24 protein-coding genes and 1 riboswitch are annotated in these 26,072 nt (G+C 61.8%); of the genes, 8 read left to right on the top strand and 16 right to left on the bottom strand.

Going from position 1 to position 26,072, the window contains the following annotated elements:
- Positions 1 to 35: 35 nt before the first annotated feature.
- The 6 genes from TRIHO_RS18530 to TRIHO_RS18505 form a co-directional block, all read right to left on the bottom strand.
- On the bottom strand, positions 36 to 329 hold the full coding sequence (locus TRIHO_RS18530) for a 4a-hydroxytetrahydrobiopterin dehydratase (protein WP_068247209.1): 294 nt from the start codon (positions 327 to 329) through the stop codon (positions 36 to 38).
- Positions 326 to 1,513 (bottom strand): GNAT family N-acetyltransferase, encoded by a 1,188-nt coding sequence (locus tag TRIHO_RS18525; protein ID WP_068247207.1) that lies wholly within the window; start codon positions 1,511 to 1,513, stop codon positions 326 to 328. The genes TRIHO_RS18530 and TRIHO_RS18525 overlap by 4 nt, the downstream gene beginning before the upstream one ends.
- A gap of 47 nt (positions 1,514 to 1,560) precedes the next feature.
- Positions 1,561 to 2,337, bottom strand: a complete 777-nt coding sequence (locus TRIHO_RS18520) for a glycerophosphodiester phosphodiesterase family protein (RefSeq protein WP_068247206.1) — start codon at positions 2,335 to 2,337, stop codon at positions 1,561 to 1,563.
- A 6-nt stretch (positions 2,338 to 2,343) separates the two neighbouring features.
- Positions 2,344 to 2,805 (bottom strand): RidA family protein, encoded by a 462-nt coding sequence (locus tag TRIHO_RS18515; protein WP_068247205.1) that lies wholly within the window; start codon positions 2,803 to 2,805, stop codon positions 2,344 to 2,346.
- A 127-nt stretch (positions 2,806 to 2,932) separates the two neighbouring features.
- Positions 2,933 to 4,249: an HlyD family type I secretion periplasmic adaptor subunit gene (locus TRIHO_RS18510; RefSeq protein ID WP_068247202.1), complete on the bottom strand. Its 1,317-nt coding sequence runs from the start codon at positions 4,247 to 4,249 to the stop codon at positions 2,933 to 2,935.
- Between the two features lie 5 nt (positions 4,250 to 4,254).
- Entirely contained in the window at positions 4,255 to 6,060 is a 1,806-nt protein-coding gene (locus TRIHO_RS18505; RefSeq protein WP_068247199.1) for a type I secretion system permease/ATPase, read from the bottom strand.
- Positions 6,061 to 6,255: 195 nt separating this feature from the next.
- On the opposite strand from TRIHO_RS18505, the gene TRIHO_RS18500 reads away from it, so the two are divergent.
- Entirely contained in the window at positions 6,256 to 7,017 is a 762-nt protein-coding gene (locus TRIHO_RS18500) for an MlaA family lipoprotein (protein WP_068247194.1), read from the top strand.
- A 3-nt stretch (positions 7,018 to 7,020) separates the two neighbouring features.
- Entirely contained in the window at positions 7,021 to 7,611 is a 591-nt protein-coding gene (locus TRIHO_RS18495) for an MlaC/ttg2D family ABC transporter substrate-binding protein (RefSeq protein ID WP_068247188.1), read from the top strand.
- Positions 7,612 to 7,693: 82 nt separating this feature from the next.
- Here the strand turns inward: TRIHO_RS18495 and smpB are convergent, their stop codons facing one another.
- From smpB to TRIHO_RS18480, 3 genes are all read right to left on the bottom strand, one after another.
- Positions 7,694 to 8,170, bottom strand: coding sequence for an SsrA-binding protein SmpB (gene smpB / locus TRIHO_RS18490; protein WP_068247185.1), 477 nt, complete (start codon positions 8,168 to 8,170; stop codon positions 7,694 to 7,696).
- 94 nt (positions 8,171 to 8,264) lie between these two features.
- Positions 8,265 to 9,125: a DMT family transporter gene (locus tag TRIHO_RS18485; RefSeq protein WP_068247183.1), complete on the bottom strand. Its 861-nt coding sequence runs from the start codon at positions 9,123 to 9,125 to the stop codon at positions 8,265 to 8,267.
- A gap of 11 nt (positions 9,126 to 9,136) precedes the next feature.
- Complete coding sequence (locus tag TRIHO_RS18480) at positions 9,137 to 9,712, bottom strand: helix-turn-helix domain-containing protein (RefSeq protein ID WP_068247181.1); 576 nt, start codon at positions 9,710 to 9,712, stop codon at positions 9,137 to 9,139.
- 201 nt (positions 9,713 to 9,913) lie between these two features.
- Here TRIHO_RS18480 and TRIHO_RS18475 point away from each other — a divergent pair, with 201 nt between their 5' ends.
- Positions 9,914 to 11,077 (top strand): benzoate/H(+) symporter BenE family transporter, encoded by a 1,164-nt coding sequence (locus TRIHO_RS18475; protein WP_068247178.1) that lies wholly within the window; start codon positions 9,914 to 9,916, stop codon positions 11,075 to 11,077.
- 149 nt (positions 11,078 to 11,226) lie between these two features.
- Positions 11,227 to 13,071, top strand: coding sequence for a dihydroxy-acid dehydratase (gene ilvD, locus TRIHO_RS18470; RefSeq protein WP_068247175.1), 1,845 nt, complete (start codon positions 11,227 to 11,229; stop codon positions 13,069 to 13,071).
- Positions 13,072 to 13,482: 411 nt separating this feature from the next.
- On the opposite strand, the gene TRIHO_RS18465 is transcribed toward ilvD, so the two are convergent.
- On the bottom strand, positions 13,483 to 14,301 hold the full coding sequence (locus TRIHO_RS18465) for a sulfotransferase family protein (protein ID WP_068247237.1): 819 nt from the start codon (positions 14,299 to 14,301) through the stop codon (positions 13,483 to 13,485).
- Between the two features lie 136 nt (positions 14,302 to 14,437).
- Between TRIHO_RS18465 and TRIHO_RS18460 the strand changes: the two genes are divergently transcribed.
- Positions 14,438 to 16,015 (top strand): DUF5928 domain-containing protein, encoded by a 1,578-nt coding sequence (locus TRIHO_RS18460; protein ID WP_068247172.1) that lies wholly within the window; start codon positions 14,438 to 14,440, stop codon positions 16,013 to 16,015.
- Between the two features lie 33 nt (positions 16,016 to 16,048).
- On the opposite strand, the gene TRIHO_RS18455 is transcribed toward TRIHO_RS18460, so the two are convergent.
- From TRIHO_RS18455 to TRIHO_RS18445, 3 genes are all read right to left on the bottom strand, one after another.
- Positions 16,049 to 16,690: a DUF1523 family protein gene (locus TRIHO_RS18455; RefSeq protein ID WP_068247169.1), complete on the bottom strand. Its 642-nt coding sequence runs from the start codon at positions 16,688 to 16,690 to the stop codon at positions 16,049 to 16,051.
- A gap of 189 nt (positions 16,691 to 16,879) precedes the next feature.
- Entirely contained in the window at positions 16,880 to 18,088 is a 1,209-nt protein-coding gene (locus TRIHO_RS18450; RefSeq protein ID WP_068247168.1) for an aminopeptidase P family protein, read from the bottom strand.
- Between the two features lie 183 nt (positions 18,089 to 18,271).
- Complete coding sequence (locus TRIHO_RS18445) at positions 18,272 to 19,057, bottom strand: alpha/beta hydrolase (protein ID WP_068247167.1); 786 nt, start codon at positions 19,055 to 19,057, stop codon at positions 18,272 to 18,274.
- Positions 19,058 to 19,162: 105 nt separating this feature from the next.
- Between TRIHO_RS18445 and TRIHO_RS18440 the strand changes: the two genes are divergently transcribed.
- The gene (locus TRIHO_RS18440) at positions 19,163 to 20,635 is read left to right on the top strand and encodes an NAD-dependent succinate-semialdehyde dehydrogenase (protein WP_068247234.1); all 1,473 of its coding nucleotides are present in this window, start codon (positions 19,163 to 19,165) and stop codon (positions 20,633 to 20,635) included.
- Between the two features lie 23 nt (positions 20,636 to 20,658).
- Here the strand turns inward: TRIHO_RS18440 and TRIHO_RS18435 are convergent, their stop codons facing one another.
- The gene (locus TRIHO_RS18435) at positions 20,659 to 21,090 is read right to left on the bottom strand and encodes a globin domain-containing protein (protein WP_068247163.1); all 432 of its coding nucleotides are present in this window, start codon (positions 21,088 to 21,090) and stop codon (positions 20,659 to 20,661) included.
- Positions 21,091 to 21,262: 172 nt separating this feature from the next.
- Here TRIHO_RS18435 and TRIHO_RS18430 point away from each other — a divergent pair, with 172 nt between their 5' ends.
- Complete coding sequence (locus TRIHO_RS18430; RefSeq protein WP_068247160.1) at positions 21,263 to 23,434, top strand: esterase-like activity of phytase family protein; 2,172 nt, start codon at positions 21,263 to 21,265, stop codon at positions 23,432 to 23,434.
- Positions 23,435 to 23,614: 180 nt separating this feature from the next.
- Positions 23,615 to 23,751, top strand: a riboswitch (FMN riboswitch).
- A 91-nt stretch (positions 23,752 to 23,842) separates the two neighbouring features.
- Positions 23,843 to 24,736 carry a DMT family transporter gene (locus TRIHO_RS18425; protein WP_068247156.1) on the top strand — a complete coding sequence of 298 codons (894 nt, stop codon included), beginning with the start codon at positions 23,843 to 23,845 and terminating at the stop codon, positions 24,734 to 24,736.
- Here TRIHO_RS18425 and TRIHO_RS18420 read toward each other — a convergent pair.
- A complete protein-coding gene (locus tag TRIHO_RS18420) occupies positions 24,716 to 25,297 on the bottom strand; it encodes a TetR/AcrR family transcriptional regulator (RefSeq protein ID WP_232367830.1) in 582 nt (193 codons plus the stop codon). The genes TRIHO_RS18425 and TRIHO_RS18420 overlap by 21 nt on opposite strands.
- 200 nt (positions 25,298 to 25,497) lie before the next feature.
- The gene (locus TRIHO_RS18415) at positions 25,498 to 25,965 is read right to left on the bottom strand and encodes an Hsp20 family protein (RefSeq protein ID WP_068247152.1); all 468 of its coding nucleotides are present in this window, start codon (positions 25,963 to 25,965) and stop codon (positions 25,498 to 25,500) included.
- Positions 25,966 to 26,072 lie beyond the last annotated feature (107 nt).

Raw genomic sequence — 26,072 nt, 5'->3', positions numbered from 1 at the left:
CGCCCCCGGCGATGCGCAACGCGCAGCGCAATCCCTCAGACCAGGCCATCCATCTTGCGCGCCAGCTTGGCATCCAGCGCACTGATCCCCCCCACGTCATGGGTCGTCAGCACCACTGTGACCCGATTGTAGGTGTTGCTCCATTCCGGATGGTGGTTCCATTTCTCCGCCCAGATCGCGGATTTGGTCATAAACGCAAAGGCGTCCACAAAATCGCTGAACTGGAACGTCTTGCGCAATGCGTCCCGGGCGCCGTCCATTTCCCAGCCCGTTGCAAACAGCGGTTTCAACAAGGGTCCCCGCGTTTCCTCCGAGAGTTTTTCGGTCATTCCTGTTCCTCCACTTGTGATTTCCTGAACGGGCCATAGCTGGTGAGAATGTCGATCTCCTCATCCACGGCGGCCCGCTCAGCCCGCAGATATTGGGCAATGGCCCTGCGAAAGCCGGGATCGCCAATCCAATGCAGGCTGTGGGTTTCCGCAGGTAAATACCCCCGCGCCAGCTTGTGTTCGCCCTGTGCGCCAGCCTCCACCCGCGCCAGCCCCATTTCGATGGCCAGATCAATGGCCTGATAATAGCACAGTTCGAAATGCAGGCAGGGATGGTGTTCAACGCAGCCCCAGTAGCGGCCGAACAGCGCCGAAGCGCCGATAAAATTCAAGGCCCCCGCCACCGGAACCCCTTCCCGTTCGGCGAGCACCAGCGCCATGTCATCGGCCATCGTGTCGTGCACGATGTCAAAAAAGGCGCGGGTCAGATAGGGCGTGCCCCATTTGCGGCTGCCTGTGTCCTGATAGAACTGCCAGAAGGCGTCCCAATGTTCAGGCCGCAAATCGGCGCCGGTATAGGTCTCGATCCGCCCGCCAAAGGCCTGCGCCTGACGCCGCTCCTTGCGCAGGTTTTTTCGCTTGCGCGAAGACAGCGCTGCGAGGAAGGCGTCGAAGGTATCATAGCCGTCGTTCAACCAGTGAAACTGCTGGGTGATACGTGGCATCAGCCCCAGCTGCGCGCCGATTTCGGCCTCGTTCTCGGTGCAAAACGTCACATGCAGCGACGACAGTTGGTTGTCAGCGGCGAACTGCACCGCGCCTTGAACCAGCGCCGAAATGCCAATCTCCTCATAGCCGGGGCGCACCAGAAACCGCCGCCCGCTGGCCGGGGTGAACGGCACGGCCAGTTGGAGCTTTGGATAGTAGCGCCCGCCCGCCTGTTCGTAGGCATGGGCCCAGTTGTGGTCGAAGATATACTCCCCCTGGCTGTGCCCCTTGGCATAGAGGGGAGCGCAGGCGATCAGCTGTCCGTCAAGATAGCAGGTCAGGTATTGTGGTTGCCAGCCCGTGCCCCTCCCGACCGAGCCGCTTTCCTCCAGCGCGTGAAGAAACCGATGGGTGGTAAAGGGATCGTTCGGACGCCCGCCCCCGGCGGCCTCGGGACAGGCGCAGGCATCCCAGGCCGCAGCCTCGATCTGCGACAGCGTGCCCAGCACCTGAATTTCTATCTGTGCCTGATCCATACTGCCTCTCTGCGCTCCTTCCTTATTTGGGAACGCGCGGCCCTCGATCAACCCGGAAGAGGTGAAAGGTAGCCCTCGAAGGTGATGTTGTCCGCGTGGCGGCGCACCTCTGCCTCCTGCGCGGGCGATCTTATGGTCCAGCTGAGGATCGGCACCCCGGCCTGGCGCAGGGCCTGGACGCGCGGGCGCGCAACATCACCAGCCTCGTGGCTGATGAAACTCGCCCCCACCCGATCAAAATCCGCGATCTCGCGCAACCTGTCGCACAGGGGGGCATCGAGTGCGGTCCAGACCGCCGGGTCATAGGCGCTGGTGGTGAGGCCACGCGGCAGATCCGGTGCAAGGCGGGCAAGTTCGGCCACGCTGTGCGGGTTGAAGGACATCAGCGCCACCGGCCCGTCATAGCCGGCCAGATCAGCGATGGCCGCGCGTTCCAGCGCCCCGACATCGGCGCCCATGGCACCGTCCTGATCCTTGATTTCCACCAGCAGCGGAACGCGGCCGGCGACAGTTTCCAGCACTTCGGCAAAGGTGGGAATGCCTTCGCCGTCGCCGTTCCGCAAGGCAATCGCCCCCAGCTCTGCGGCGCTGCGATTTCGGACCGGACCGGTTTGCGCGGTCAGACGGTCAAGCACGTCATCATGAAACACCATCGCCCGCCCGTCGGCGGCAAGCTGCAAGTCGATCTCGATGCCATAGCCCGCATCCATCGCCGCACGGATCGCCGCACGGCTGTTTTCGGGGCAGTTGGCCTTTTGCCCATGCAGGGCCCGATGGGAAATCGGCGTGGTGACAAAGGCCTGTGGCAGGTCCGGGCGCGCCATGACCCTTCAGCCGTCGATCTGAAAGACGCCGTCGATCTCGACCGCGACGCCCATCGGCAGGGACGGCGCGCTGACAGCGGCGCGTGCATGACGCCCCGCATCGCCGAGAATATCGACCAGCACATCGGAGGCGCCGTTAACCACCTGCGGTTGCTGGGTAAAGTCAGCGGTCGAATTGACAAAAGCGCCCAGTTTCACCACCCGTTTGAGCCGCCCCAGATCGCCACCGCAGGCGGCCTTGACCTGCGCCAGCAGCGACAGTGCGCAGCGGCGTGCGGCATACTGGCCCGCCTCGACATCCAGATCGGCACCCAGCGTGCCGGTGATCAGCCCGTTTTCATCCGCCGAAATCTGGCCCGACACATAGACCATGTCGCCAACGACCACGTAGGGCACGTAATTGGCGGCCGGAGCGGGGGCTTCGGGCAGGGTCAGGCCGAGGGATTGCAGTTTGGCGTCAACGCTCATTGTCGGGCTCCTGTGTCAGTATCCGTGCATCATGCAGACTGTCGTACAGTCGTTGGCCGGACGCTACAGGGGAAGGCTGCGCGCGGAAAGGGGCAATTTGACAAGGCTCCGCAAAGGCCACGGAGGGTCAATTCTCGCGGAAGGCCTTGACGAAATAATCCGAGAGCGGCTTCACCAGATAGGCCAGGGGCGACCGGTCCGCGGTGCGGATAAAGCTCTCCACCGGCATGCCGGGGATCAGCACGGTGCCCTCGGGCAGCCGATCCATTTCGCCTGGGTCGAGTTCGATCTCCGCCCGGTAGTAGGACTGCCCGGTGGCCTCGTCCTGGAACGCATCCGCCGAGAAAAGCATAACTGTTCCAAAGAGTTCCGGCGTCTGGCGCTGATCCAGCGCAGGCAAGCGAACCGACACCGGCTGGCCGACATGGATCTGGTCGATGTCCGTGGGCGCCACCCGTGCCGCGATGACCAACGGACGGTCCTGCGGCACCAGATAGAGCACGGGATCGGCCGGGCGGATCACCGACCGTGGCGTGCGCACCGACATGCCGTAGACAACACCGGACACCGGCGCGGTGATTTCAAGACGGCTGAGACGATCCAGCAGAGACCGCCGTTTTTCAACCAGTTCCAGCTCCTGATAGCGCAGATCCCGCAGGCGGGTGATCGCCTCTTCGCGGCGCTGCGTGCCCAGTTTCAGGCTTTCGATTTCCAGCTCGGTGATGCGCCCGCGGGCCTGTGCCTCGCTGGCGATCAATTCGCCAAGGCCGCCTTGCAGGTTGGCCATATTGCGACGCAGGTTCAGGATGACAGAGGCCTGCGCCAACCCGCGATCAAAGAGCGATTGCTGATTGCCCAGCTCTTCGCGGATCAGGTCCAGCTGTTCGCGGGTTGCATCCTGCTGCGCCAGCACCCCGGTGATCTGATCTTCGATCTGGGCGGCGCGTTTTTCGAGTTGTTCCGCTTCGCGTTCATCCGAGGCACGACGGGCCTGAAACAGGCGTTCCTGCCCCTGCACCAGATCTTTGACCTCTGGCCGCATTGCCGCGATCTCGACCAGTTGGCTGTCAATTTCGATATGCTCCGCCTCGTCACGTTCCGCTTCCAGCCGACCGCGCCGCGCCATCATTTCAAACAACTGCCCTTCGATAATCACCAGCTGAGAGCGCAGATCCGCCTCGTCCAGGCGGAGCAGGGTCTGGCCCACCTCGACCAGATCACCCTCGTCCACCATGATTTCGGCGACGACACCGCCATCAATGTGCTGCACCACCTGCCGGTTGCGATCCACCTCGATCTGACCAGAGGCAACAACGGCACCGGAAATGGACGACAGAACCGCCCAGCCGCCAAAGCCGCCGAGCAGGACAAGAATACCAATGGCGCCGACGATCAGCGCACCGCGCACGGACCAGGCGGATTGTGGCGCGGCGGGTTTAGGCATGGCACTCACAGTTTGCTCCCACCGCCGATTTTACCGGTAATTTTCTGTCTGCCGGCTTGAACAGCCGGTTGCGCCGCCGATTGCGCTGCGGCGCCAGAGGTCCCCTGGCGAATATCGCGATGGTTCGATACCATTTTTCGCATCACCTCATCCTTGGGTCCGAAGGCAGCCATAGTGCCCTGATCGATCACCAGGATCTTGTCGCATTCCTGAATGGCCGCAGGGCGATGCGCCATGATCAGGACCGATTTATCCTCGGCCTTCAATCGCTTGATCGCAGCGTTCAGCGCCACCGAACCGTCGTTGTCCAGATTGGAGTTCGGCTCGTCCAGAATCACAATCACCGGATCGCCATAAAGCGCACGGGCTAGGCCGATCCGCTGCATCTGGCCGCCAGAGAGGCGCCCGCCGCCGGATCGAACGGCGGTGTCATAGCCATCTGGCAGCTGGACGATCATGTCATGCGCGGCGGCCTTCTTTGCCGCCTCGACCACCTGATCCGCATCCGGTTCAGAGGCCAATCGGGCGATATTCTGGGCGATGGTCCCGTCGAACAGCTGCACTCGCTGTGGCAGATAGCCGATGTGATTGCCCAGCACGGCGGGATCATATTGCGACAGCGCCGCCCCATCGAGCCGGACAGTGCCAGCCGCCGCCCGCCAGGCACCGGTCAATACCCGCGCAAGGGTCGATTTGCCCGACCCCGACGGCCCGATCACACCAATCGCTTCGCCCGGTTCCACCCGGAAGCTGACATTGCGCAGCAACGGGCGGCTTTCCCCGGGCGCCGTGGCCGCCAGAGCCTGGACATCGAGGATCGCGCGCGGTTTGGGAAGGGCGGTGCGGTTGGGTTCGGGCGGTGTTTTTGCAAGCAGTTCCTCAAGGTTCTGCCAGCCCTTGCGGGCACGCTGGACCGCAGGCCATTGCCCAAGGCCCAATTCGATCGGGGCCAGTGCCCGGCCCATCAAAATCGACCCGGCAATCATTGCACCGGGGCTGACCAGACCCTGCAGGGTCAGATAGGCCCCAAGCCCCAGCATCGCCGATTGCAGGAACAAGCGCAGGGTTTTGGTCAATGTGCCAAACGAGCCGGTGACATCCGCCGCCGCGACATTGTCAGCCAGCGCCTGACTGCGGGACCGCTGCCAACGGCGAAACGCTGAATCGCGCATGCCCATGGCCTGAATCATTTCGGCCTCGTTGCGGATTTCTTCGGATTGCAGGGTGGCACGATGGCTGCTTTTCATCGCGGCCTTGCCCGGTTCCACGCTGAGCATCTGGTTGAGGATCGCAATCGCAATCAAGATCGCCCCGCCCACCACCGCGAGCATCCCCAGCCAGGGATGGAACAGCGCAATCCCGAACAGGAAGACCGGTGTCCAGGGCAGGTCGAAGGCCGCCATGGTCACGGGAGAGCCGATCAGACGCTGGATGCTTTCCAGATCGCTCAAGCCGGTTTGTGCCTCCGGGTCCGTCGACACCGCCGACCGCCGGATCATCGCATCAAAGACCCGCTGATCGAGATCCGCCTGGAACCTTGCAGCCACCCGACGCATGATGCGCCCGCGCACCGCATCCAGCAGCCCCATCATGCCATAGAGAAACAGCACCAGCAGCGACAGGGCCACGAGCGTCGCCTCGGACCGGCTGCCAAGCACCCGATCGTAGACCTGCATCATATAGAGCGGCCCAGTCAGCATCAGCAAATTTACAAACGCACTAAAAAGCGCCACCCCCCAATAGAGAGCGCGACTGCGTTGTCGCACGGCCAAAAGTTCATCGCGACCGGCATTTGAAAAAGTTTTTTTCATAACGACCTAGTAGATCCTGCTGTGCACACCTTTATAAGGTCTCAAACTCCTTTTCAAACCATGACCGCACCTGTTTCAAATCTGCCACAGGATATGGGATTGCCGGGGAGAGCACTGGGATCACGATGAGAGGTTGCTAAGTGACACCTAGAGCATAATTTGCCGACGCGCCGCCCGAACTGGAAATTGGTAAGCATGATTGCATTGTTAAAAAAACCCCTCGTCGCCCTGGTCCTGGGAACGGCGCTTCTGACCTCTGCCTGTGCGACGCAGGACCCGGCCGCACAGGCCACGGGGGAGATTTTCGACCCCTATGAAGGGACGAACCGCTCGGTCCATCAATTCAACAAGGGGCTGGATCGCTACGCCTTCCGCCCGGCCTCCAAGGGCTATGTGGCTGTCGTGCCACCGGATATGGTGACGGCATTTGGCAATTTCGCGGAAAACCTGTCAAAACCCAGCGATGCGGTGAACTACCTGCTGCAGGGCAACATCAAGGGCGCCGGCCAGGCCCTGGGGCGGTTCGCCGTGAATACGGTGTTCGGCATCGGCGGTCTGGGCGACCCCGCCAGCGACTTCAAAATGGCCGAGGCCCGCACCGATTTTGGTGAGACCCTGCATGTCTGGGGCGCGGGTGAAGGCGCCTATGTCGAGCTGCCCGGCTTTGGCCCGTCGACCACACGCGATGCGGTCGGCATATTTGTCGACTTTTTTACCAACCCGCTGAGCCAGCTTGAAAGCAACCCGATCGAAGACATCGAGCTGCCCGCCAAGGTCGTGGATCAGCTCGGCAATCGCGGCACATATTCTGAAACAATCGATTCGATTCTCTACGACAGCGCCGACAGCTATGCTCAGGGCCGCCAGATCTACCTGCAGAACCGGCGGTTCGAGCTTGGCCAACAGGACGCAAGCGCAGAGATCGACCCGTTCGAACTGGACACCGGAGGTTTTTAAATCATGTATCGTCGTATGTTTCTCGCAACGCTGGGCGCCTTTGGCGGCTCTGTTGTTGCCGGTCCCAGCTGGGCCCTGGACGAAAACTCCGCCTCTGACCTGATCAACCGGTTGGTCGCGGACATCAACCGCGTGATCGGCTCTGGCAAGGGCGAAGGCGCAATGTATGCCGAATTCGAACGCATTTTCGAACGGTTCAGCGACACCTCCTATATCGCGGCCTATGCCATGGGCGTGGATGCGCGCCGGGCCAGCGACGCCCAGAAGCGTGCGTTCTCCGATGCCTTTCAGGGCTATATTGCCCGCAAATATGGCAGCCGTTTCCGCGAGTTCGTCGGTGGCCGGCTCGAGGTGACCGGCGTTAAGAAGGTCAAGAAATGGTACGAGGTGTCCTGCGTGGCCTATCTGCGCGGGCAGTCCCCCTTCGAGGTGACCTTCCATGTGTCGGACCGGTCGGGCCGGGATCTGTTTTTCAATATGTTCATCGAAGGGGTGAACCTTCTGTTGACGGAACGGACCGAAATCGGCGCGATGATCGACCGCCACGGCGGCGATATCGACAAGATGATCGCAGATCTGAAGCAACTCAGCTGATGCAGCCAGGCGCTGCGCGCTTCGAACTCATGTGACCTGACACGATTAAGGCCCCGGTTGGGGCCTTTTCCTTGCGCGATGCTCAGCTGTGGTCCTTGAGCAGGCGTTGCTTCTGCCGCGACCAGTCCCGTTTGGCCTGGGTCTCGCGCTTGTCGTGGTTCTTCTTGCCCTTGGCGATGCCGATCTTGATTTTCGCCCGGCCCACATGGTTGAAGTACAGCACCAGCGGCACCAGGGTCATCCCCTTACGCTGGGTCGCGTTCCACAGGTCGGCCAATTCCTTGCGAGAGACCAGCAGCTTGCGGCGGCGGCGTTCCTCATGCTTGAACATCTTGGCCTGCTCATAGGGGGCAATGTAGGAATTCACCAACCACAGTTCGCCATTGTCGACCGTGGCATAGGATTCCGCAATGTTGGTGCCCCCGGCGCGAAGCGATTTCACCTCGGAGCCTTCCAGAATGACACCGCATTCCAGATCCCGCTCGATAGCGTAGTCAAACCGCGCGCGGCGGTTTTCGGCAATCACTTTGTAGTTTGGGTCTGTCTTTGCTTGGGCCATAGGGCGCAGATGTAGTTCGGCCCGCAGGCGGGTGCAAGATCAGCTGGCGTGGAAAGCCCGCGGATTTTGCACCCGTCGGCTGACCTGGGGGCGTTTAACGGGGCGTTTTGCTGCGCAGCAGGGTAAAAACGCCACTGCCCACCACCACCGCCGACCCGAGGAGTGTCATCAGGTCCGGCTGTTCCTGAAAGACCACAACCCCGAGCACCATGGCAAAGACCAGCCGCGTGTAGCGAAACGGCGCCACCACCGAGAGTTCGCCCAGCCGCATGGCACCGGTGAGCGCCATATAGGCCAGCACGCCTATGGTCACCGTGGCGCAAAGCGCGAGGGTCTGCGGCCCCGTCGGCCAGACCGCCCCCCCGGTCCAGGCCAGCGCAATGCCCCCGGCGATCGCCAGCATGGCAAAGCCAAAGAGCCCGAGTTGCGCATTGCTCATGGTGCGGGGCGCGGCGCGGGTTGCCAGGTCCCGCCCGGCAAAGCCCAGCATCCCCGCCACCGCCAGAAGAGAGGTCGCCTCAAAGCCGCTCATGCCCGGTCGCAGAATCATCATCACACCGGCAAACCCCGCCACAATCGCCAGCCACCGACGCCAGCCCACCCGCTCGCCAAAGAAAACCACGGCCCCTGCGGTCACCACCAGTGGCGTTGCCTGCAGGATGGCAGAGGCCAGCGACAACGGTGCCAATACGATGGCCAGCGTGAAAAACAGGCGCCCTGAAACCTCTGCCACGGCACGCCAGATCAGCGGGCGCGTGCAGAACCCCGGGTGCCACAGCGCGGATCCCTGCGCACGCGCCACCCCGGCAAAGACGGCCATGCCACCGAGCCCGAACAGGATCAGCACCTGCCCGGTCGGCATCGCCGCCGCGACCGATTTGATAATCACGTCTTCAAGCGCAAATGCGCCCATCGCAAGCACCATCAACAGGCTGCCGCGCAATGTATCGGTCATGAACGGGCTTTCTATGTCTCGGCCGGATCTGTGGCCGCACCGTCCACCGGCGCGATCAACGGCGGTGGATAGTGCATGGTGTTGAAAAACGCCGCCCCGTCAGGGCCGGCCCGGTATTCATGTGGCTGGTCTGCCCGAAAGCGAACCCCCGCGCCCCGCGAAACGCGCTGCCAGTCCGTGCCGACCCGCAGCTCCAGCGCGCCCTGCTGCACCAGCACCTCTTCGGTGACGCCCTGATCATGAGCAAGGCTTGCGTGGCTCTGGTTCGGTTGCAGTTTGACCATGAAGGTCTCGCTGCGAAAACCGGGATCAAAGGGAAACACCGGCGTGACCGAAAGACTGTCGGGAAAGGCCAGGCTGCCACAGGGGCCCTTCTCGCAGCTGGCGCTTTCGATCAGGGCGGTCAGGGGCAGGTGAAATCCGCGCGTGATCTTCCAGAGCGTCGCAATGGTGGGGCTGGATTCGCCCCGTTCGATCTGGCCCAGCATGGCCTTGCTGACCCCGGTCAGCTCTGCTGCCGCGCTCAGGCTCAACCCGGAGGACTGGCGCAACTGGCGCAGGTTTGCTCCGATCAGATCTTCACGCATGTGACCTGGCCCTCCCTGACACCTGCCCTGTCCCCGTTTTCTATTCCGTCTTGCGCGCCGGGCAAATCGACAGAATGGTCCTTGCAATTTGTGCGTTATAACGCTCAACTGCCACCGTGCGCTAAAGCGCACAACGCCACTGTCGCGTACGTTAAAGCGCACGACCTCACCCTAGAATGCGCCGCCAGGAAAGGCCAGCTCATGTCGCATCGGCTCAAAGCCTCCCATCTGATCGCCGGGCTCATCGTGGTCGTCGTTGGCTACACCAGCTCTGTCGCAGTCATCTTTCAGGCCATTGCCGCGCTGGAGGCGACGCAGGCGCAGGCGGCGAGCTGGATGCTGGCGCTCGGGCTCGGCATGGGGGTCACGACGCTGATCCTGTCCCTTGCGACCCGGATGCCGGTGCTGACGGCCTGGTCCACTCCCGGCGCGGCGCTGCTGGCGACCGGCATCGAGGGGGTCTCTCTGCCAGAAGCAATCGGGGCCTTTCTGCTCAGCGGGGCGCTTGTGACGCTGACCGGCCTGAGCGGCTGGTTTGAACGGCTGGCAAACCTGATCCCGCACCATTTGGCCAGTGCCTTGCTGGCGGGCGTCCTCTTTGCCTTTGGGCTCGCAGCCTTTGAGGCCCTGGGCACCGATACGGTCCTGGTGGCCGGCATGGGGGCCAGTTTCCTTGCCGGGCGTCTGCTTCTGCCGCGTTACGCCGTGCCGCTGGCGTTGATCACCGGCATCGCGATCGCCGCCCTCACCGGCCAGTTCAACACAACTGCGACGCTGGATCTGTCGATCACCCAACCGTTTTTTGTCACCCCCGCGTTCAACTGGACCGTTCTGCTTGGCCTGGGTGTGCCGCTCTATGTGGTGACCATGAGCTCGCAGAACATTCCCGGCGTGATGACGCTGCGCGGCGCGGGGTATCGGCCGCCGGTGTCCCTTGCAATGACAGTGACGGGCCTGGCGAGCCTGCTGCTCGCGCCCTTTGGTGGCTTTGCCTTCAACCTCGCCGCGATCACCGCCGCCATTTCCGCCGGGCCAGAAGCGGATGACGACCCGCGCTCCCGCTACCTCGCATCAGTCATGGCCGGAGTGTTCTACAGCCTCGTCGGCCTTGGCGGCGCGGCGGTGATTGGTCTCTTTCTGATCGCCCCGCCGGCGCTGGTGGCGGCGATTGCCGGGCTTGCGTTGCTGGGCACCATCGGCAACAGCCTTGCCGGCGCGCTTCAGTCCCCGAAGGGACGCGAGGCCGCGCTGATCACCTTCATGATCGCGCTGTCCGGCATCAGCTTTTTTGGCATCGGCGCGCCGTTTTGGGCCTTGATCATCGGCTATGGGGTCGACGCCCTGTTGACCCGTCGGCCCACCTGACCCGGGCGCCAAGCCTCTTTGGATCCGCAAACCCCGGTTGCACCTGCGCCAGATTCGGCCCATACCGAACAAAACGAACCGTAAGTGGCCCGGACATATTGCCATTGTTGCGCAAGCCATGTCCAAACGGGCGAAAAGGGAACGACACTATGCCGATGTACCGATCCAGAACCTCCACCCACGGGCGCAACATGGCGGGTGCGCGCGGCCTTTGGCGCGCCACCGGCATGACCGACAGCGATTTTGGCAAACCCATTGTCGCCATCGTCAACTCCTTTACCCAGTTCGTGCCCGGCCATGTGCACCTGAAGGATCTGGGTCAGATGGTTGCCCGCGAGGTCGAGGCCGCAGGCGGCGTTGCCAAGGAATTCAACACCATCGCCGTGGATGACGGCATCGCCATGGGCCATGACGGGATGCTGTATTCCCTGCCCTCGCGCGAGGTGATCGCGGACAGCGTCGAATATATGGTCAACGCCCATTGCGCCGATGCCATGGTCTGCATCTCCAACTGTGACAAGATCACGCCCGGCATGATGATGGCCGCCATGCGCCTCAATATCCCGGTGATCTTCGTCTCCGGTGGGCCGATGGAAGCGGGCAAGATCGACATTGCCGATCTCGACATGAAAAAGATCGACCTGGTGGACGCCATGGTCGCGGCGGCCTCGGAAACGATGACCGACGAACAGGTGCAGCACATCGAGGAAAACGCCTGCCCCACCTGCGGGTCGTGTTCCGGCATGTTCACCGCCAACTCGATGAACTGCCTGGCCGAGGCGCTGGGTCTGGCGCTGCCGGGCAACGGTTCGACCCTGGCCACCCATGCTGACCGCAAACATCTGTTCCTGGAGGCCGGGCGCAAGATCGTCGAGATCACCAAACGCCATTACGAGCAGAACGAACGTGGCCTGCTGCCGCGCGAGATTGCCACGTTCGAGGCCTTCGAAAACGCCATGAGCCTCGACATCGCCATGGGCGGCTCGACCAATACGGTGCTGCACCTCCTCGCCATCGCCCATGAGGGCAAGATCGACTTCACCATGCAGGACATCGACCGGCTGAGCCGCAAGGTGCCTTGTCTGTGCAAGGTCGCGCCCAACACTGAAAACGTCCATATGGAGGACGTGCACCGGGCCGGGGGGATCTTCTCCATCCTGGGCGAACTGTCCCGCGCCGGTCTGCTGCACACCGAAGTGCCCACCGTCCACATGCCGACCCTGGGCGCCGCCATCGCCAAATGGGACATTGCCGTCGCCAACAATCCCGAGGCCGAAGAGCTGTTCAAGGCCGCGCCCGGCGGCGTGCGCACCACGCAGGCCTTTTCGACCGAAAACCGCTACAAGGAGCTGGATACCGACCGCGCAGGCGGCGTCATTCGCTCCAAGGAACATGCCTTCAGCCAGGATGGCGGCCTTGCGGTCCTGTTCGGCAATATCGCGCTGGAGGGCTGTATCGTCAAAACCGCCGGCGTCGATGCCTCGATCCTCAAATTCACCGGCACCGCCTATGTTTGCGAAAGCCAGGACCAGGCCGTCAACGACATCCTGACCGGCAAGGTCAGCGCCGGCGATGTGGTGGTGATCCGGTACGAGGGGCCACGGGGCGGTCCGGGGATGCAGGAAATGCTCTACCCGACCTCCTATCTGAAATCCAAAGGCCTCGGCAAAGACTGCGCCCTGCTGACCGATGGGCGTTTCTCCGGCGGCACCTCCGGCCTGTCCATCGGCCACGTCTCGCCCGAAGCGGCAGAGGGCGGCACCATTGGTCTGGTGGAACAGGGCGACACCATCGAGATCGACATTCCCAACCGATCGATCCATCTCGCGGTGGACGAGGCGACCCTGGCAGCGCGCCGCGCGGCAATGGACGAAAAGGGCTGGAAACCTGTCGCCAAGCGCAAGCGCAAGGTATCCACCGCGTTGAAAGCCTATGCGATGCTGGCCACATCCGCAGCCAAGGGCGCCGTGCGCATGGTCCCCGAGGAAGACTGAGGCGGCATCCTGCCGCGCCCTCCCCTTTGACGACGACGAAAGCCCCCTCGGACAGGGGGCTTTCGCTTGTCCATAGCGCCTGCGTGTCTGACCTTTCTGCGTGTCCCAACTTTCTGCCTGACCGACCTGCCTGCGCGCCTGAACCAGACAGCGGCGGACCGGGTCACGGGCGGCCCGCGCGATTCACCCTTGGCGCCCCCCCCCCAAGAAACACCGGCTCAGATCCCCCTGAACGGGCCCCACGGCCCCCATGGCTTTGCTGCCACATCCACCCGGCCGGCCTGAAATCCACAACCGTGCCGCAAGACCGCGCCGGGCCACGCCCGGCGCCCGGCCCAACGGGATCAGATCATGTCACATGATCGCAAGACGGGCGGGAGCCTGCCCCGCTCTTTCGCCGGTCCACACGCCTCAATCGCCCAGCTTGGCATGGACCTCGTCGAGGTCGATCTCTGCCAGGGGCAGCTTGTTGCCCGGGTTTTCAAAATCGTATTTGAACAGATCGAAATCGCGTTTGTAGATCTCATAGACCAGATGCATCGACAGGTCGTCGAAATACTCCGCCACCGGATGCGCCCGTTTCGGCCCATGGCCTTCGCTCTCGTTGAAACGCGGTATCGCGCCCAGATCAACCTGATGCGGCGTCTGGATCGCGTCGAGCACCTCCTGCATGCCCTCGTTGAATTTCTCGGTCCAGATCACCTTGTCATAGCGGCCGCCGTTGACGATGAAGGTCGACACATGGCCCGAAGTGGCTGACCAGTGAATGTCCGGCTCCATCGGGCGCCGCCAGCGGATACTGTCACGGGCAAACAGCAAAAACCGGCGGAAACTCTTGATCTGGTCAAACTCCTGTTTGCCGTCCTCGCCGCCCACTTCGATGCCATATTCATACATCAGCTTGGGCACCAGATTGCCCCGGTAACGCCGTCCGTTGCGCTGGATGCCGCAGATCTTGTCGAAGAACGAACTCAGCACGCGGGTGTAGGGGTTGCGCACGCAGGTGAAGGCATAGGATTTATGCGCCCGCACGTTCTCTTCGATCCGCGCTCGGCTCTCCTCCTGCCCCCATTTGTGCAGTTTTTCCGTCGAGTCATGAATGTCGCCATCAAAGAACGTGCCATGGTCAGAAAAATACATGATCTGCCCGATGGTAGAGCAGGCGCATTTCGGCACCACCCGATACACGACGCTTTCGCTCTCTGTCATCCAGGTGCCTGGAAATCCCATGGTTGCTTCCCTCTGCTCGTCTGATTTTGCCACATTGCCCCGAGTTTCCCGGAATGCAAAACAATCTGGTTTATTCGGCCCCACTTCCTCATTATCAATGAAACAATCCGGAAAAACAGGGGATTGCGTCTCGGACATGGCAAAAATCGCCTATATTCTGCTCTGCCACAAGGATCCCGAAGCCGTCATCGAACAGGCCGAGCGCCTGACCGCCACCGGCGACTGCATGGCGATCCATTTCGATGGTCGCGCCAGCGCCTCGGCCTTTCGCAAGATCCGCACCGCCCTGACCGACAACCCAAACGTGACCTTTGCAAAACGCCGGGTGAAATGCGGCTGGGGGGAATGGTCGCTGGTGCGCGCGACCCTCAACACACTGCAGGCCGCAGTGGAGGATTTTCCACGCGCCACCCATTTCTACATGCTGTCCGGAGACTGCATGGCGATCAAAACCGCCGACTACGCCCGCAGTTTCCTGGATCAACAGGACAAGGATTTCATCGAGAGTTTCGATTTCTTCGACAGCAACTGGATCAAGACCGGGATGAAGGAAGACCGGCTGATCTACCGCCATTTTTTCAACGAACGCACCCAGAAACGCAGGTTTTACGCGGCCTATGGCGCCCAGAAACGCCTGGGCCTGACGCGCAAGATCCCGGCCGACCTTCAGGTGCAGATCGGCAGCCAGTGGTGGTGCCTGCGCAGACGCACCGTCGAAGCGATCCTCGACATGACCCGCAAGCGGCGGGATGTGATGCGGTTTTTTGCCAGCACCTGGATCCCGGACGAGACATTCTTCCAGACCCTGGTCCGTCACCTGATCCGGGAAGAAGAGATCGAATGCCGGACATTGACCTTCCTGATGTTCAGCGACTACGGCATGCCAGTGGTTTTTCACAATGATCACTATGACTTGTTGCTCAGTCAGGATTTCCTCTTTGCCCGCAAGATCAGCCCGGATGCAAAGTCGCTCAAGACCCGGCTCGGCCGACTCTATGCGGCGCATGATGTGACGTTTCAGATCTCCAACGAGGGGCGGAACCTGTTTCAGTTCCTGTCAGAACGTGGCCGCACCGGACAGCGGTTCGCGCCCCGGTTCTGGGAAACCGAGAGCAGCCTGGGCCGCGAGCGGGAGCTGTTGATCGTTGCGAGCAAGAAATGGCACGTGGCCAAACGGCTTCTGGCGGCCATTGGTGCGCAGACCGATATTCCGACCATCGAGTATCTGTTTGACGAGGAAAACACCCCCCTGCCCGACCTTGGCGGCATTCAGCGCACCCTGGAAAAGCGCACCCGCCACCGCCGTGCCCTGATGCGCATGTTGTTTGATTACTACGAAACTGACCGTCTGGTCGTCTGCATGGATCCGGCAGCGCTGGATCTGATGCATGATTTCTTTTCTGACAGATCGCATACACGCCTGCTGCGGATCGACTGTGACTTCTCCGACAGCTACCTGATTGGCCATGCCCGCCGCGTCGGACTGGCTGGCGAACGCGCGCCCCAGGCGACCTTGGAACAACTTCTGCCGACCATTCGCAATGACATCGCCAATGAAGTGGACCAAATTCGCGGCGCCGGGTTTTCACATCACTGGGCCGTGCAGGAACGCGCATCGGAAGAGGAAAACGCCCGGGCGATCTCCAATTTCCTTGACCTGTCCCATGAGACTGCCCTGGACATCGTGCGGGCGCCGCATCTTTTTGCCGATTGACCGTGGTTCGCGGTTGCGGCCGGAGCGCTTAACTCAGCGCGGCTTGCGCCGGAACCAGCCCCGCAGCCCCCGTGTGCGATCCTCCAGCGCGTCTCCCGCAGCAAAAAATCCGTCTTCGACGTCCTCGATCAGCGGATCAATCCGGTTTCGCTTGAACCGGCGCAGTCGCACAAAAACCGCCCAGAACAGCGCCGCGAGAACGGTCAGGATGGCAATGCTGATCCAGTTCACCGGCTTGTCGTCCGGCCCGGTGGCGGGTGTCAGAGAGACCGCATTGGGAAAGGCCGACAGGAACTCGCTGCGCCAGCCATAGTGGCGGACACGCACCCATTCGGGGTTTTGCTTGTCCGAAATGGCATCATTCGCCTCGGTAAAGAGGTTGGCGGTGTCGAACTTGAAATAGGGGGGCCATCCCCAACCGGTATCCTCGTTGCGGTAGACAATCACCTTGCCATTGGGCCGCACCGCCTGGATGAACTGCACGTCGCGGTTTTCCAGCGTCGCGCTTTGCGTGTCGGGACTGGACCAGAAAATCCGGGTCCAATCCCCCAGGTCGCGCCGCTCGCCAAAGGTATCGACAATGCGCACCACATCATGTTGCGGCAAGGTGTAGTGCAGGAATCCGCCAACACATAGCCCAAAGACCAGAATGAAAATCCACTTCACATAGGCCATTTTGCCCCTTTCACGATCCGACTCGTCCTGCGCAGTGTGGTCGGCCCTGCGCGCCATTTCAAACGATCCGTGGCGGGCAAACGAATTGCGGCGTCACAGCCCTGTCCGTCACCCGCCCTTTGCGCGCCGATCCCCCGTTGGATGCAGCGTCTCCGTCAGCCGGTCAACCCCGCAGGTGGGCCTGATCGCTCAACCGACGATATTGAACTCCGGCCCATAGGGATATCCGGTGATATTCTCACCGCCGTCTTCGGTGATGATCACGATATCGTGCTCGCGGTAGCCCCCGGCGCCGGCTTGCCCCTGTGGCAACGTCAGCATCGGCTCCATCGAAATGACCATGCCAGGTTCCAGCACCGTGTCGATGTCCTCGCGCAGCTCCAGCCCCGCCTCGCGGCCATAATAATGCGACAGCACGCCAAAGGAATGGCCATAGCCAAAGGTCCGGTATTGCAGCAGGTCGCGCGCGTCGAGAAACGCATTGATCTCATTGGTGATCTCCGCGCAGCGCGCGCCCGGTTTCAGCAATGAGATCCCAAATTCATGGGCCGCCACATTGGCCTCCCAGATCCGCAGGCTGGCGGGATCGACGTCCTGGACAAACAATGTGCGCTCCAGCGCCGTGTAGTAGCCAGAGATCATCGGAAAGGTATTGAGCGACAGAATATCGCCGCGCTGCACCTGCCGCGCCGTGACCGGATTATGCGCCCCATCGGTGTTGAGCCCCGACTGGAACCAGACCCAGCTGTCCCGGTACTCGGCATCGGGAAACCGGCGGGCGATTTCCAGCTCCATCGCGTCGCGCCCGGCCATGGCAATGTCGATCTCACGCTGGCCCGGCTTGATCGCCTCGCGGATCGCATACCCGCCGACGTCCGCCACTGCGGCCCCCTGCCGGATCAACGCCAGCTCGACCGGGGATTTGTGCATGCGTTGCAGCATGGTCGTCTCGTAGAGGTCCACCATGCGGGACGGTGCAAGCGCCAGGTCCAGCTTGCCCTGCTGCAACAGCGTCAGGTGGTCGCTCTCGAATCCGATCACCGCGCCGGTGCCGGTCAGCGACTGGATTGCGCGCCAGAAATTATCCCGCTGCCAGTCCGTATAGGTGATATTGTCGCAAAAGGAGCGCCGCCAGGGCTGTCCCGCGTCGATGCCGGCGCTGATCGTCACCGCCTGGTCGGTGGTCACAACCAGACCGTAGGGGCGTCCGAAGGCACAATAGGTAAAGCCCGAATAATACGAGATATTATGCATCGAGGTGAAGACAGCAGCCTCGACGCCAAGCGCCGCCATGGCGCGGCGCAACTGCGCGATACGGGCCTCGTACTCGCTGATGGCAAACGGCAGCGGCGCTTTTTCACCATTGTGAAAGCGATAGAATTCAGGACGAGCGGTCATGCTGGACCCTCCTTTGTCAAAGAAGTTCCCGGCGTTCAGGACAGATATGGGACAGGCAGAGCGCCCACCTGTCTGGCAACAGGTCAGGACGGCGACGCCATCGCCCCGCTCTGCCCGCTATCGTGCGCGAGAGGTCGATCCGTGGCAAGATCCCATTCGCGCACGCACACGATTTCCTGCGCCTCAGCCCGTTATGACGGCGACCAGATCGCTGTCCGGATCGGCCAGCGGCTCGATCACGTTGAAATGGTGCTTGTCCAGCGCGATGACGTGATCCGCGTCCCAGGCCTCGACCAGCCAGATCGCCTGATCCAGAAAGGCCGGGCGTTCGGCGCCGCCCACCCAGACGGTGACCTTTGCGTCATATCTGTCCGTTGTTTCCACCGGGCTCTCTGCGGTGGCTGCCGCGATATCCATCTTGAAGGCGTCGTTCATTGACGTCTGCAGCAACGGCCGCAGATCCGACAGCGGCGAGATCGGCACAACCGTCCGGATGCGCGCAGCGACCGTCGCCGGCAACACCGCCTTGTCCACCATCCGCGCCACCAGATGGCCGCCGGCGGAATGGCCCGCCAGCGCAATCGGACCCTCGGTCTGCTCGGCGATCACGGTCACCGCCTGCGCAATCTGGCGGGTGATATCCGCGATTCGGACCTGCGGGCACAGATCATAGGATGGCATCGCCACCGCCCAGCCCTGCGCCAGAGCGCCCACCGCCAGATGCGACCAGGTAGATTTGTCGAACTTCATCCAATAGCCGCCGTGGACAAAGATAAACACGCCCTTCGGCGCGGCCTCCGGCAGGAACAGATCGAATGTGCACCGCGCGCCCTCCCCATAGGGCAGGTCCAGACGGGCCCGGTCGCGCAGGGCGTTCCGGAAATCTTCGGCAGAGGCCGCCCAGCGTTCAGGGTAATGGGCCGCGCCTTCGATATAGGCTCCGTTTGCGTAGGCATCGTCGAGTTCCATGCTGCTCCCTTAACATATTAAGTGTTCTGGACTTATAGGTGTCACTGGACAACATTAGGCCTAACTGATTTGGATTTGCGAGACTCGAATTTTGCGGAGGATACCATGCTCGATGCAACAACGGACCTGAAAGCGCTTCTGAAGGACCCGAGCCTTCTGGAAGCCCGCGCCTATGTCGATGGCGCATTTGTGGATGGCGAGGGCACGTTTGAGGTGACCAACCCAGCACGCGGCGATGTCATCGCCCATGTGGCGGATGTCAGCCGTATGCAGGCGCGCACAGCGATTGCTGCTGCCAATACCGCGCAAAAAGACTGGGCCAAATGGACCGGCAAGGAACGCGCGGCCGTCCTGCGCAAGTGGTTTGACCTGATGATGGAAAACCAGGAGGATCTGGCGATCATCCTGACCGCCGAAATGGGCAAGCCGCTGGCCGAAGCCCGTGGCGAGATCGCCTATGGCGCGTCTTTCATCGAGTTTTTTGCGGAAGAAGCCAAGCGGATCTATGGCGAGACCATTCCCGGCCACCAGCGCGACAAACGCATCACGGTGCTGAAGCAGCCCATCGGCGTCGCCGCCTCGATCACCCCGTGGAATTTCCCCAATGCCATGATCACCCGAAAGGCGGGTCCGGCTTTGGCGGCAGGCTGTGCCTTTGTTGCCCGCCCCGCCACGGAAACGCCGCTCTCTGCCACCGCTCTGGCGGTGCTGGCGGACCGGGCCGGCCTGCCCGCCGGCGTCTTCAGCGTGATACCCGCCTCGGACGCATCCGGCATCGGCAAGGAATTCTGCGAAAATCCCATGGTGCGCAAACTGACCTTTACCGGTTCGACCAATGTGGGCCGCATCCTGCTGCGGCAAGCCGCAGATCAGGTGATGAAATGCTCGATGGAGCTGGGCGGCAATGCCCCGTTCATCGTGTTTGACGATGCCGATCTGGACGCCGCTGTCGAAGGCGCGATCATGTGCAAATTCCGCAATAACGGACAGACCTGCGTCTGCGCCAACCGGATCTACGTGCAGGCCGGCGTCTACGATGCCTTTGCCGCGAAGCTGAAGGACGCAGTTGCCAAAATGAAAGTCGGCGACGGCCTGGAAGAGGGCGTCCAGTTCGGCCCCCTGATCAGCTGGGCCGCCGTCGAAAAGGTTGAGGCCCATATCGCCGATGCCAAGGATAAGGGCGCAGATGTCATTCTCGGTGGCACCGCCTCCGATCTGGGCGGCACCTTCTTTCAACCCACCATCGTTACAGGCGCGACCCCGAACATGGCCTTCGCCCAGGAAGAGACATTCGGCCCCCTCGCGCCGCTCTTCAAGTTCGAGACCGAAGAGGAGGTCATCGAAATGGCAAATGACACCATTTTCGGCCTTGCCTCCTATTTCTACGCCAAGGATCTGAGCCGGGTCTACAAAGTGGCCGAAGCGTTGGAATACGGGATTGTCGGCATCAATACCGGCATCATCTCGACCGAACTGGCGCCTTTTGGCGGTGTCAAACAGTCCGGTTTGGGACGCGAAGGCAGCCATCACGGCATCGAAGACTATCTGGAAATGAAATACCTCTGCATGTCGGTCTGACCGACGGGCCGACGGGCCAAAAATCAGGTGGTGGGGCCATTGAGCCCCGCCGCCATGCTTTGACACAGGCGCCGCAGCGCCGCGTTCCAGGCCGACAGCTCGGCCGCGGTCAGATGACCGGTCAGCACGACACGAAACGCCATCAGCAAGGCCCGCTGGGCCATATACATATGCTCTGACGTCAAGCCCAGATGCCGATGCTGGAGCAGCAGGTTCTCGATCAAGGGGGCAAGCGTCGCGTCGCCGCGGTGGCTGCGGACCCCAGTCGCCAGTACCCGCGCGAACATTTCTTTCTGTCGCGAGAAATCATGGGTGAACATGTCCCGCGCGGCCGGCATTTCCTCGAACAGATGCTTGTAGAAGACATCCGTCAGTTCCGCCTTGCGCGCAAATACCGTGCCAAAGCTGCCCTCGACAAGTCGTGCATCTATCTGGTGCAAAACAGCCACGTCCATTGTGACATCCCTCCAAGAACATCGCCCGTTCACCAAGCGCACCGTCAGTCTAGAGGCCCGAACTAAAGACCCCCTTACGGAGTCATCTTTAAATCTACAAAAATTCGTCACAAATGTTTTACGGCACGGCGTCAAGGCCGGGGCATTGGAAATTCACCTTCTGGAGCTGCCGATGTCCCTTCGCCTTGTGTGCCTGACATCTGCCCTCGCGCTGACCGCTGGTCTTGCGCAGGCAGAGAAATCCTTCAACCGCATTGCGTCTTTTCCCGTGGTCAAGAATATGGCCAGCGGCGAAGACACCAGCCGCGAGTCCTCGCCCGAGATCATTGATGTAACCGCCGACGGCATGACGCTGGTCTACACCGACAGCCCGCTTGGCGCGCTTGGGATGATCGACATTTCCGATGCGGCCAATCCAGCCCCGAAAGGCAATATTGCCCTGCCGGGCGAACCGACATCGGTCGCGGTGATCGGCACGATTGCCTATGTTGGCGTCAATACCTCGCAAAGCTACACCCAGCCCTCCGGTCAGCTGATGGCTTTTGACACCACGACCGGCGAAGAAATCGGCGCCTGTGATCTGGGCGGTCAGCCCGATTCACTTGCCAAGTCCAAGGACGGCGCGTTCCTCTCCATTGCGATCGAGAACGAGCGGGACGAAGACCTGAACGATGGTGTGATCCCACAGTTGCCAGCTGGCAATCTGGTGATGGTCAACACCCCCGAAGGCGGTTTGGACTGTGGCTCGATGAAAATGGTGGATCTGACCGGTCTGGCGGAAATCGCCGGGTCTGACCCCGAACCGGAATATGTCTCCATCAACGGTCTGGGCGAAACCGTCATCACCATGCAGGAAAACAACCACATGGTTGTTGTGTCCAGAGACGGCGATGTGATCAATCATTTCTCCGCCGGATCTGTTGATCTTGACGGGATCGACGCCACAGACGAACGCGGCGCGCTGATTTTCACCGAGCGCCAGACGGGTCGGCTGCGCGAACCCGACGCGGTGACCTGGATCGACGATACCCATTTCGCCACCGCCAACGAAGGCGACTACAATGGCGGTTCGCGCGGCTGGACCATCTTCAACAAGGACGGCACCGTGGTGTACGACTCTGGCGTGGAGTTCGAACATGCGATCATCCAGATCGGCCACTACCCGGACAAACGCTCCGATGCCAAGGGCGTGGAACCCGAAAGCGTGACCTTTGCCGAATTTGACGGCACGCCCTATGTCTTTGTCGGGGCCGAGCGCGCTTCGATTGTTGGCGTCTATGACGTGACCGATCCGGCCAACCCGGTGTTGAAACAACTGCTGCCCTCCGGCACCGGTCCCGAAGGCTACGTGACCATTCCGGAACGCGGTTTGCTGGTGTCTGCCAACGAATCTGACCTGATCGAAGACGGCGGTGGCCGCGCCCATGTCATGCTGTTCGAACAGCAGGACGCCCCGGCCGTCTATCCTCATCTGACCTCCGAGGGCATGGAAGAGCTGACAGGCTGGGGGGCCATCTCTGGCATGGTGGCCGATGCCGATGGCATGATCTATGCGGTGAACGACAGCTTTTACGGGTTCCAGCCGTCGATTTTCAAGATCGATCCCTCGCAGATGCCCGCGCGCATCGTGGATGTGATCCGCATCCATCGTGCCAATGGCGACGCGGCCCAGAAGCTCGACCTTGAAGGGATCACCCTGGACGGCGAAGGCGGGTTCTATGTTGCCTCTGAGGGGCGGATGGAACGCGCCATCCCGCATGCGATCTACCATGTCAGCAAGGACGGTCTGATCAAGACCAACGCGGGCGAGATCGTGATCCCGCCGGCCCTGATGACTGTCGAGAAGCGTTTCGGCTTTGAAGGCATCACCAAAGTCGGCGACACCCTGTGGATGGCGGTCCAGCGGGAATGGAAAGACGACCCGAAAAACCATGTCAAACTCGTCTCTTACAACATCGAGACAGAGGAATGGGGCGCGGTTCACTATCCCAAGGCAGAGCCGGCCACCGGCTGGGTCGGCCTGTCCGAGATCGTGGCCCATGGCGACCATGTTTACATCATCGAGCGGGACAACCAGCACGATCACCGCGCGGTCACCAAGAAAATCTACCGCGTTGCCCTCTCTGACATGGTGCCTGGCGAATTGGGCGGCACGCTGCCGGTCGTCAAAAAGGAAGAAGTCCGCGACCTGCTGCCGGACCTGACATCCACCGGGGGCTATGTCCTCGACAAGATCGAAGGGCTGGCGATCCTGGCCGATGGCACCGCCTGGGTGTCCACCGACAATGACGGTGTCGACGACAGCTCTGGTGAAACCATGTTCTGGTCCTTCAAGATCGACTAAACAGCGCCGTACGATCGGTAATTTGAAAAGGGCCCCGCGACAGGGGCCCTTTTTTGCAAGGGGGGATAGGTTTCTTGCAAGGAGGATAGGCTGCGTTTCCCTCAGGGAGGCGGCGCCTTTTCAACCTTTCCTTCGGCGCCGCTCTTGCCTAACCTCGCGCTGTTCCGCCTCTGGGCGGGGCGCTATTCTCAGGGCAGGGTGGAATTCCCTACCGGTGGTTACAGTCCACGAGCGGCCTTTGCCCCGATGCAGAGGTGTCAGCAGACCCGGCGAAATTCCGGGACCGACGGTCAAAGTCCGGATGGAAGAGAATGGAGAGACCCGTATCGCCCCCCCCGTCGAAGGGTGTTTTTGGGTCTGTTCGTCTGCCTTGGGTCACATGCGTGCACAGGAAAGGACGAAACGCAGATGACTCAATCCCTCCCCACTCCGCTTCGCGCGGCTGGCCTGATGGTCATCGCCGGAGCCTGTTTTGCATTGGTCAACACCACGCTTCAGGCGATGACCATGCGGCATGGCGCAGCGGCCCCCACGGTGACCTTCTGGCAATACCTGATCGCGTTGCTGTTTTATATCCCATGGATCTGGCGAAACCGGTCGGCGGTGCTGACGACCCGACAAGTGATGGCGCATGTGATCCGCGTCGGGCTGGCGGTCGCGGGGGTGCAGCTCTGGACGCTCGGGCTGTCTTATGTGCCGATCTGGCAAGCGATTGCGCTGATCCTGCTGTCGCCTTTCTTTGTGACCCTCGGCGCGGGTCTGGTGCTGCGCGAGCAGGTTTCGGCGCATCGCTGGGGGGCCGTGATCCTGGGCATCCTGGGCGGTTTGATCATCCTTGCGCCCTGGTCGGATCGGTTCCAGCTAACGGCCCTGCTGCCCGTCGCGGCCGCCGCGTTCTGGGCCGCGAGTTCTGTTGTCACCAAACGTCTGACAGACCGTGACAGCACCGAAACGGTGACCATCTATCTGTTGCTGCTGCTCAGCCCCGCCAATGCCGCCCTGGCCTTTGGTGCCGGCTTTGCCCTGCCGCTGAGCACCCTGTGGCTGGTGATCGCCGCCGGATTGCTGACAGCCCTGGCGCAACATGCGCTGGTGCGGGCCTATACCCTGGCGGATGCGGCGTTCTTACAGCCCTTTGACCATCTGAAACTGGTGTTCAACGTCGGCCTCGGTGTCGTGGTCTTTGGCTTTGTGCCGGATGGCAACATGTGGCTTGGAACCGCGCTGATCCTGTTCGCAAGCGCCTGGTTGCTGAACCGCGAAGCCCGCAAGCGGCCCCACTCAGTGCCGCAGAGCGCCTGACACCAGCGCCGCGTAAATCTGAACAGACTGGTCCCGCGCGCCCTGAGTGGCGGCGGGGCCAAAGACACCCGTCAGCGTGGCGGAGCCGGTGTAGATCAAGGCGGCAGCCCCCAGAAGCTGCGTCGTGACCGCAAGCGCCCCCTGAACCCCGGCCCCCTGCCATCTTTCGGTCGCTTGAACCGTGGCCACGAGGCTTTCCAGCAGGGTCACAAACGCGCCGCCATCCTGTGGTCGCGTGGCCTCGCCCCCCGTGGTGACAGCGTCGATCAGCTCGCGCCCGAGCAGCCGGGCCGGATCGGCATCAAACTGCATCTGCGCGAGGTACCGGGCGAAGAACGCCTCCAGCTGGTCTTCGGGCGGCCGATCATCCTCCATCGCGTCAAAGAGCAGGTGCAGAACCTCATCAGCGGTCTGTTCGACCGCCAGCGCATATAGCGCCTCCTTGCTGCCGAAATGATGCAGCAACGCCTGTTTGGTGAGGCCAAGCTCCCGTGCGATTGCTGCAATCGACGCCCCGGCAAAGCCATGCGCGGCGAACAATTTGCGCGCGCTGACGATCAACTGGGATCGCGTCGTGCCATGTGTAGGCGATGAGGGGTTCATCCCCGCAGTAGGACAGAGTACGGGCCTGCGCGCAACCTACCGAGTGGTAAGGCCTGCGTTAAATCGCAAGAAAAGCCTGCGCTAGATCGCAAGCAAGACGCCCCCGGCACGCCAGCCGGGGGCGACAGATCATCAGCGAAAACGCGGATGCGGCGGGATCAGTTCACCGTCGGGGCCGAAATTTCTTTCGGCTTGCGCCCGGCGGAGGAGGCGATCTCGATCCGGCGCGGTTTCAGTGCTTCCGGCACCTCGCGGACCAGGTCGATATGGAGCATGCCGTCGGCATGGCTGGCCCCCTCCACGCGCACGTGGTCAGCCAGCGTAAAGCGGCGTTCGAACGCGCGGGTGGCAATGCCGCGATGCAGATAGGCGCGCTCTTCCACGTCGTCGGATTTGCGGGCGGACACGATCAGCGCGTGTTCCTTCACCTCAACATGAAGTTCGTCTTCGGAAAAACCGGCCACCGCGATCGAGATGCGATAGGCGTCATCGGCGGTTTTTTCGATGTTGTAAGGAGGATAGCTGGGTTGCTGGATGTCGGCGCTCATGACGCGGTCCATCAGGTCTGCAATCTGGTCGAAACCAACAGTTGCACGGTGCAGCGGTGTAAAATCAAACGTACGCATGGTTCATCCTCATCTTTGAGCGATTACTACGATCATGCCCTCCCTCTTCGGGACGGGCGTTGGCGACTCAAGGCCCGTTCTTGGCACCTCGGTCAGCCAATGAAATA

The organism is Tritonibacter horizontis (genome assembly GCF_001518015.1).
Classification (GTDB): Bacteria; Pseudomonadota; Alphaproteobacteria; order Rhodobacterales; family Rhodobacteraceae; genus Epibacterium; species Epibacterium horizontis.
Note: the sequence above shows the minus strand (reverse complement) of the source record. Positions and strands in the feature narration are given on the sequence as shown.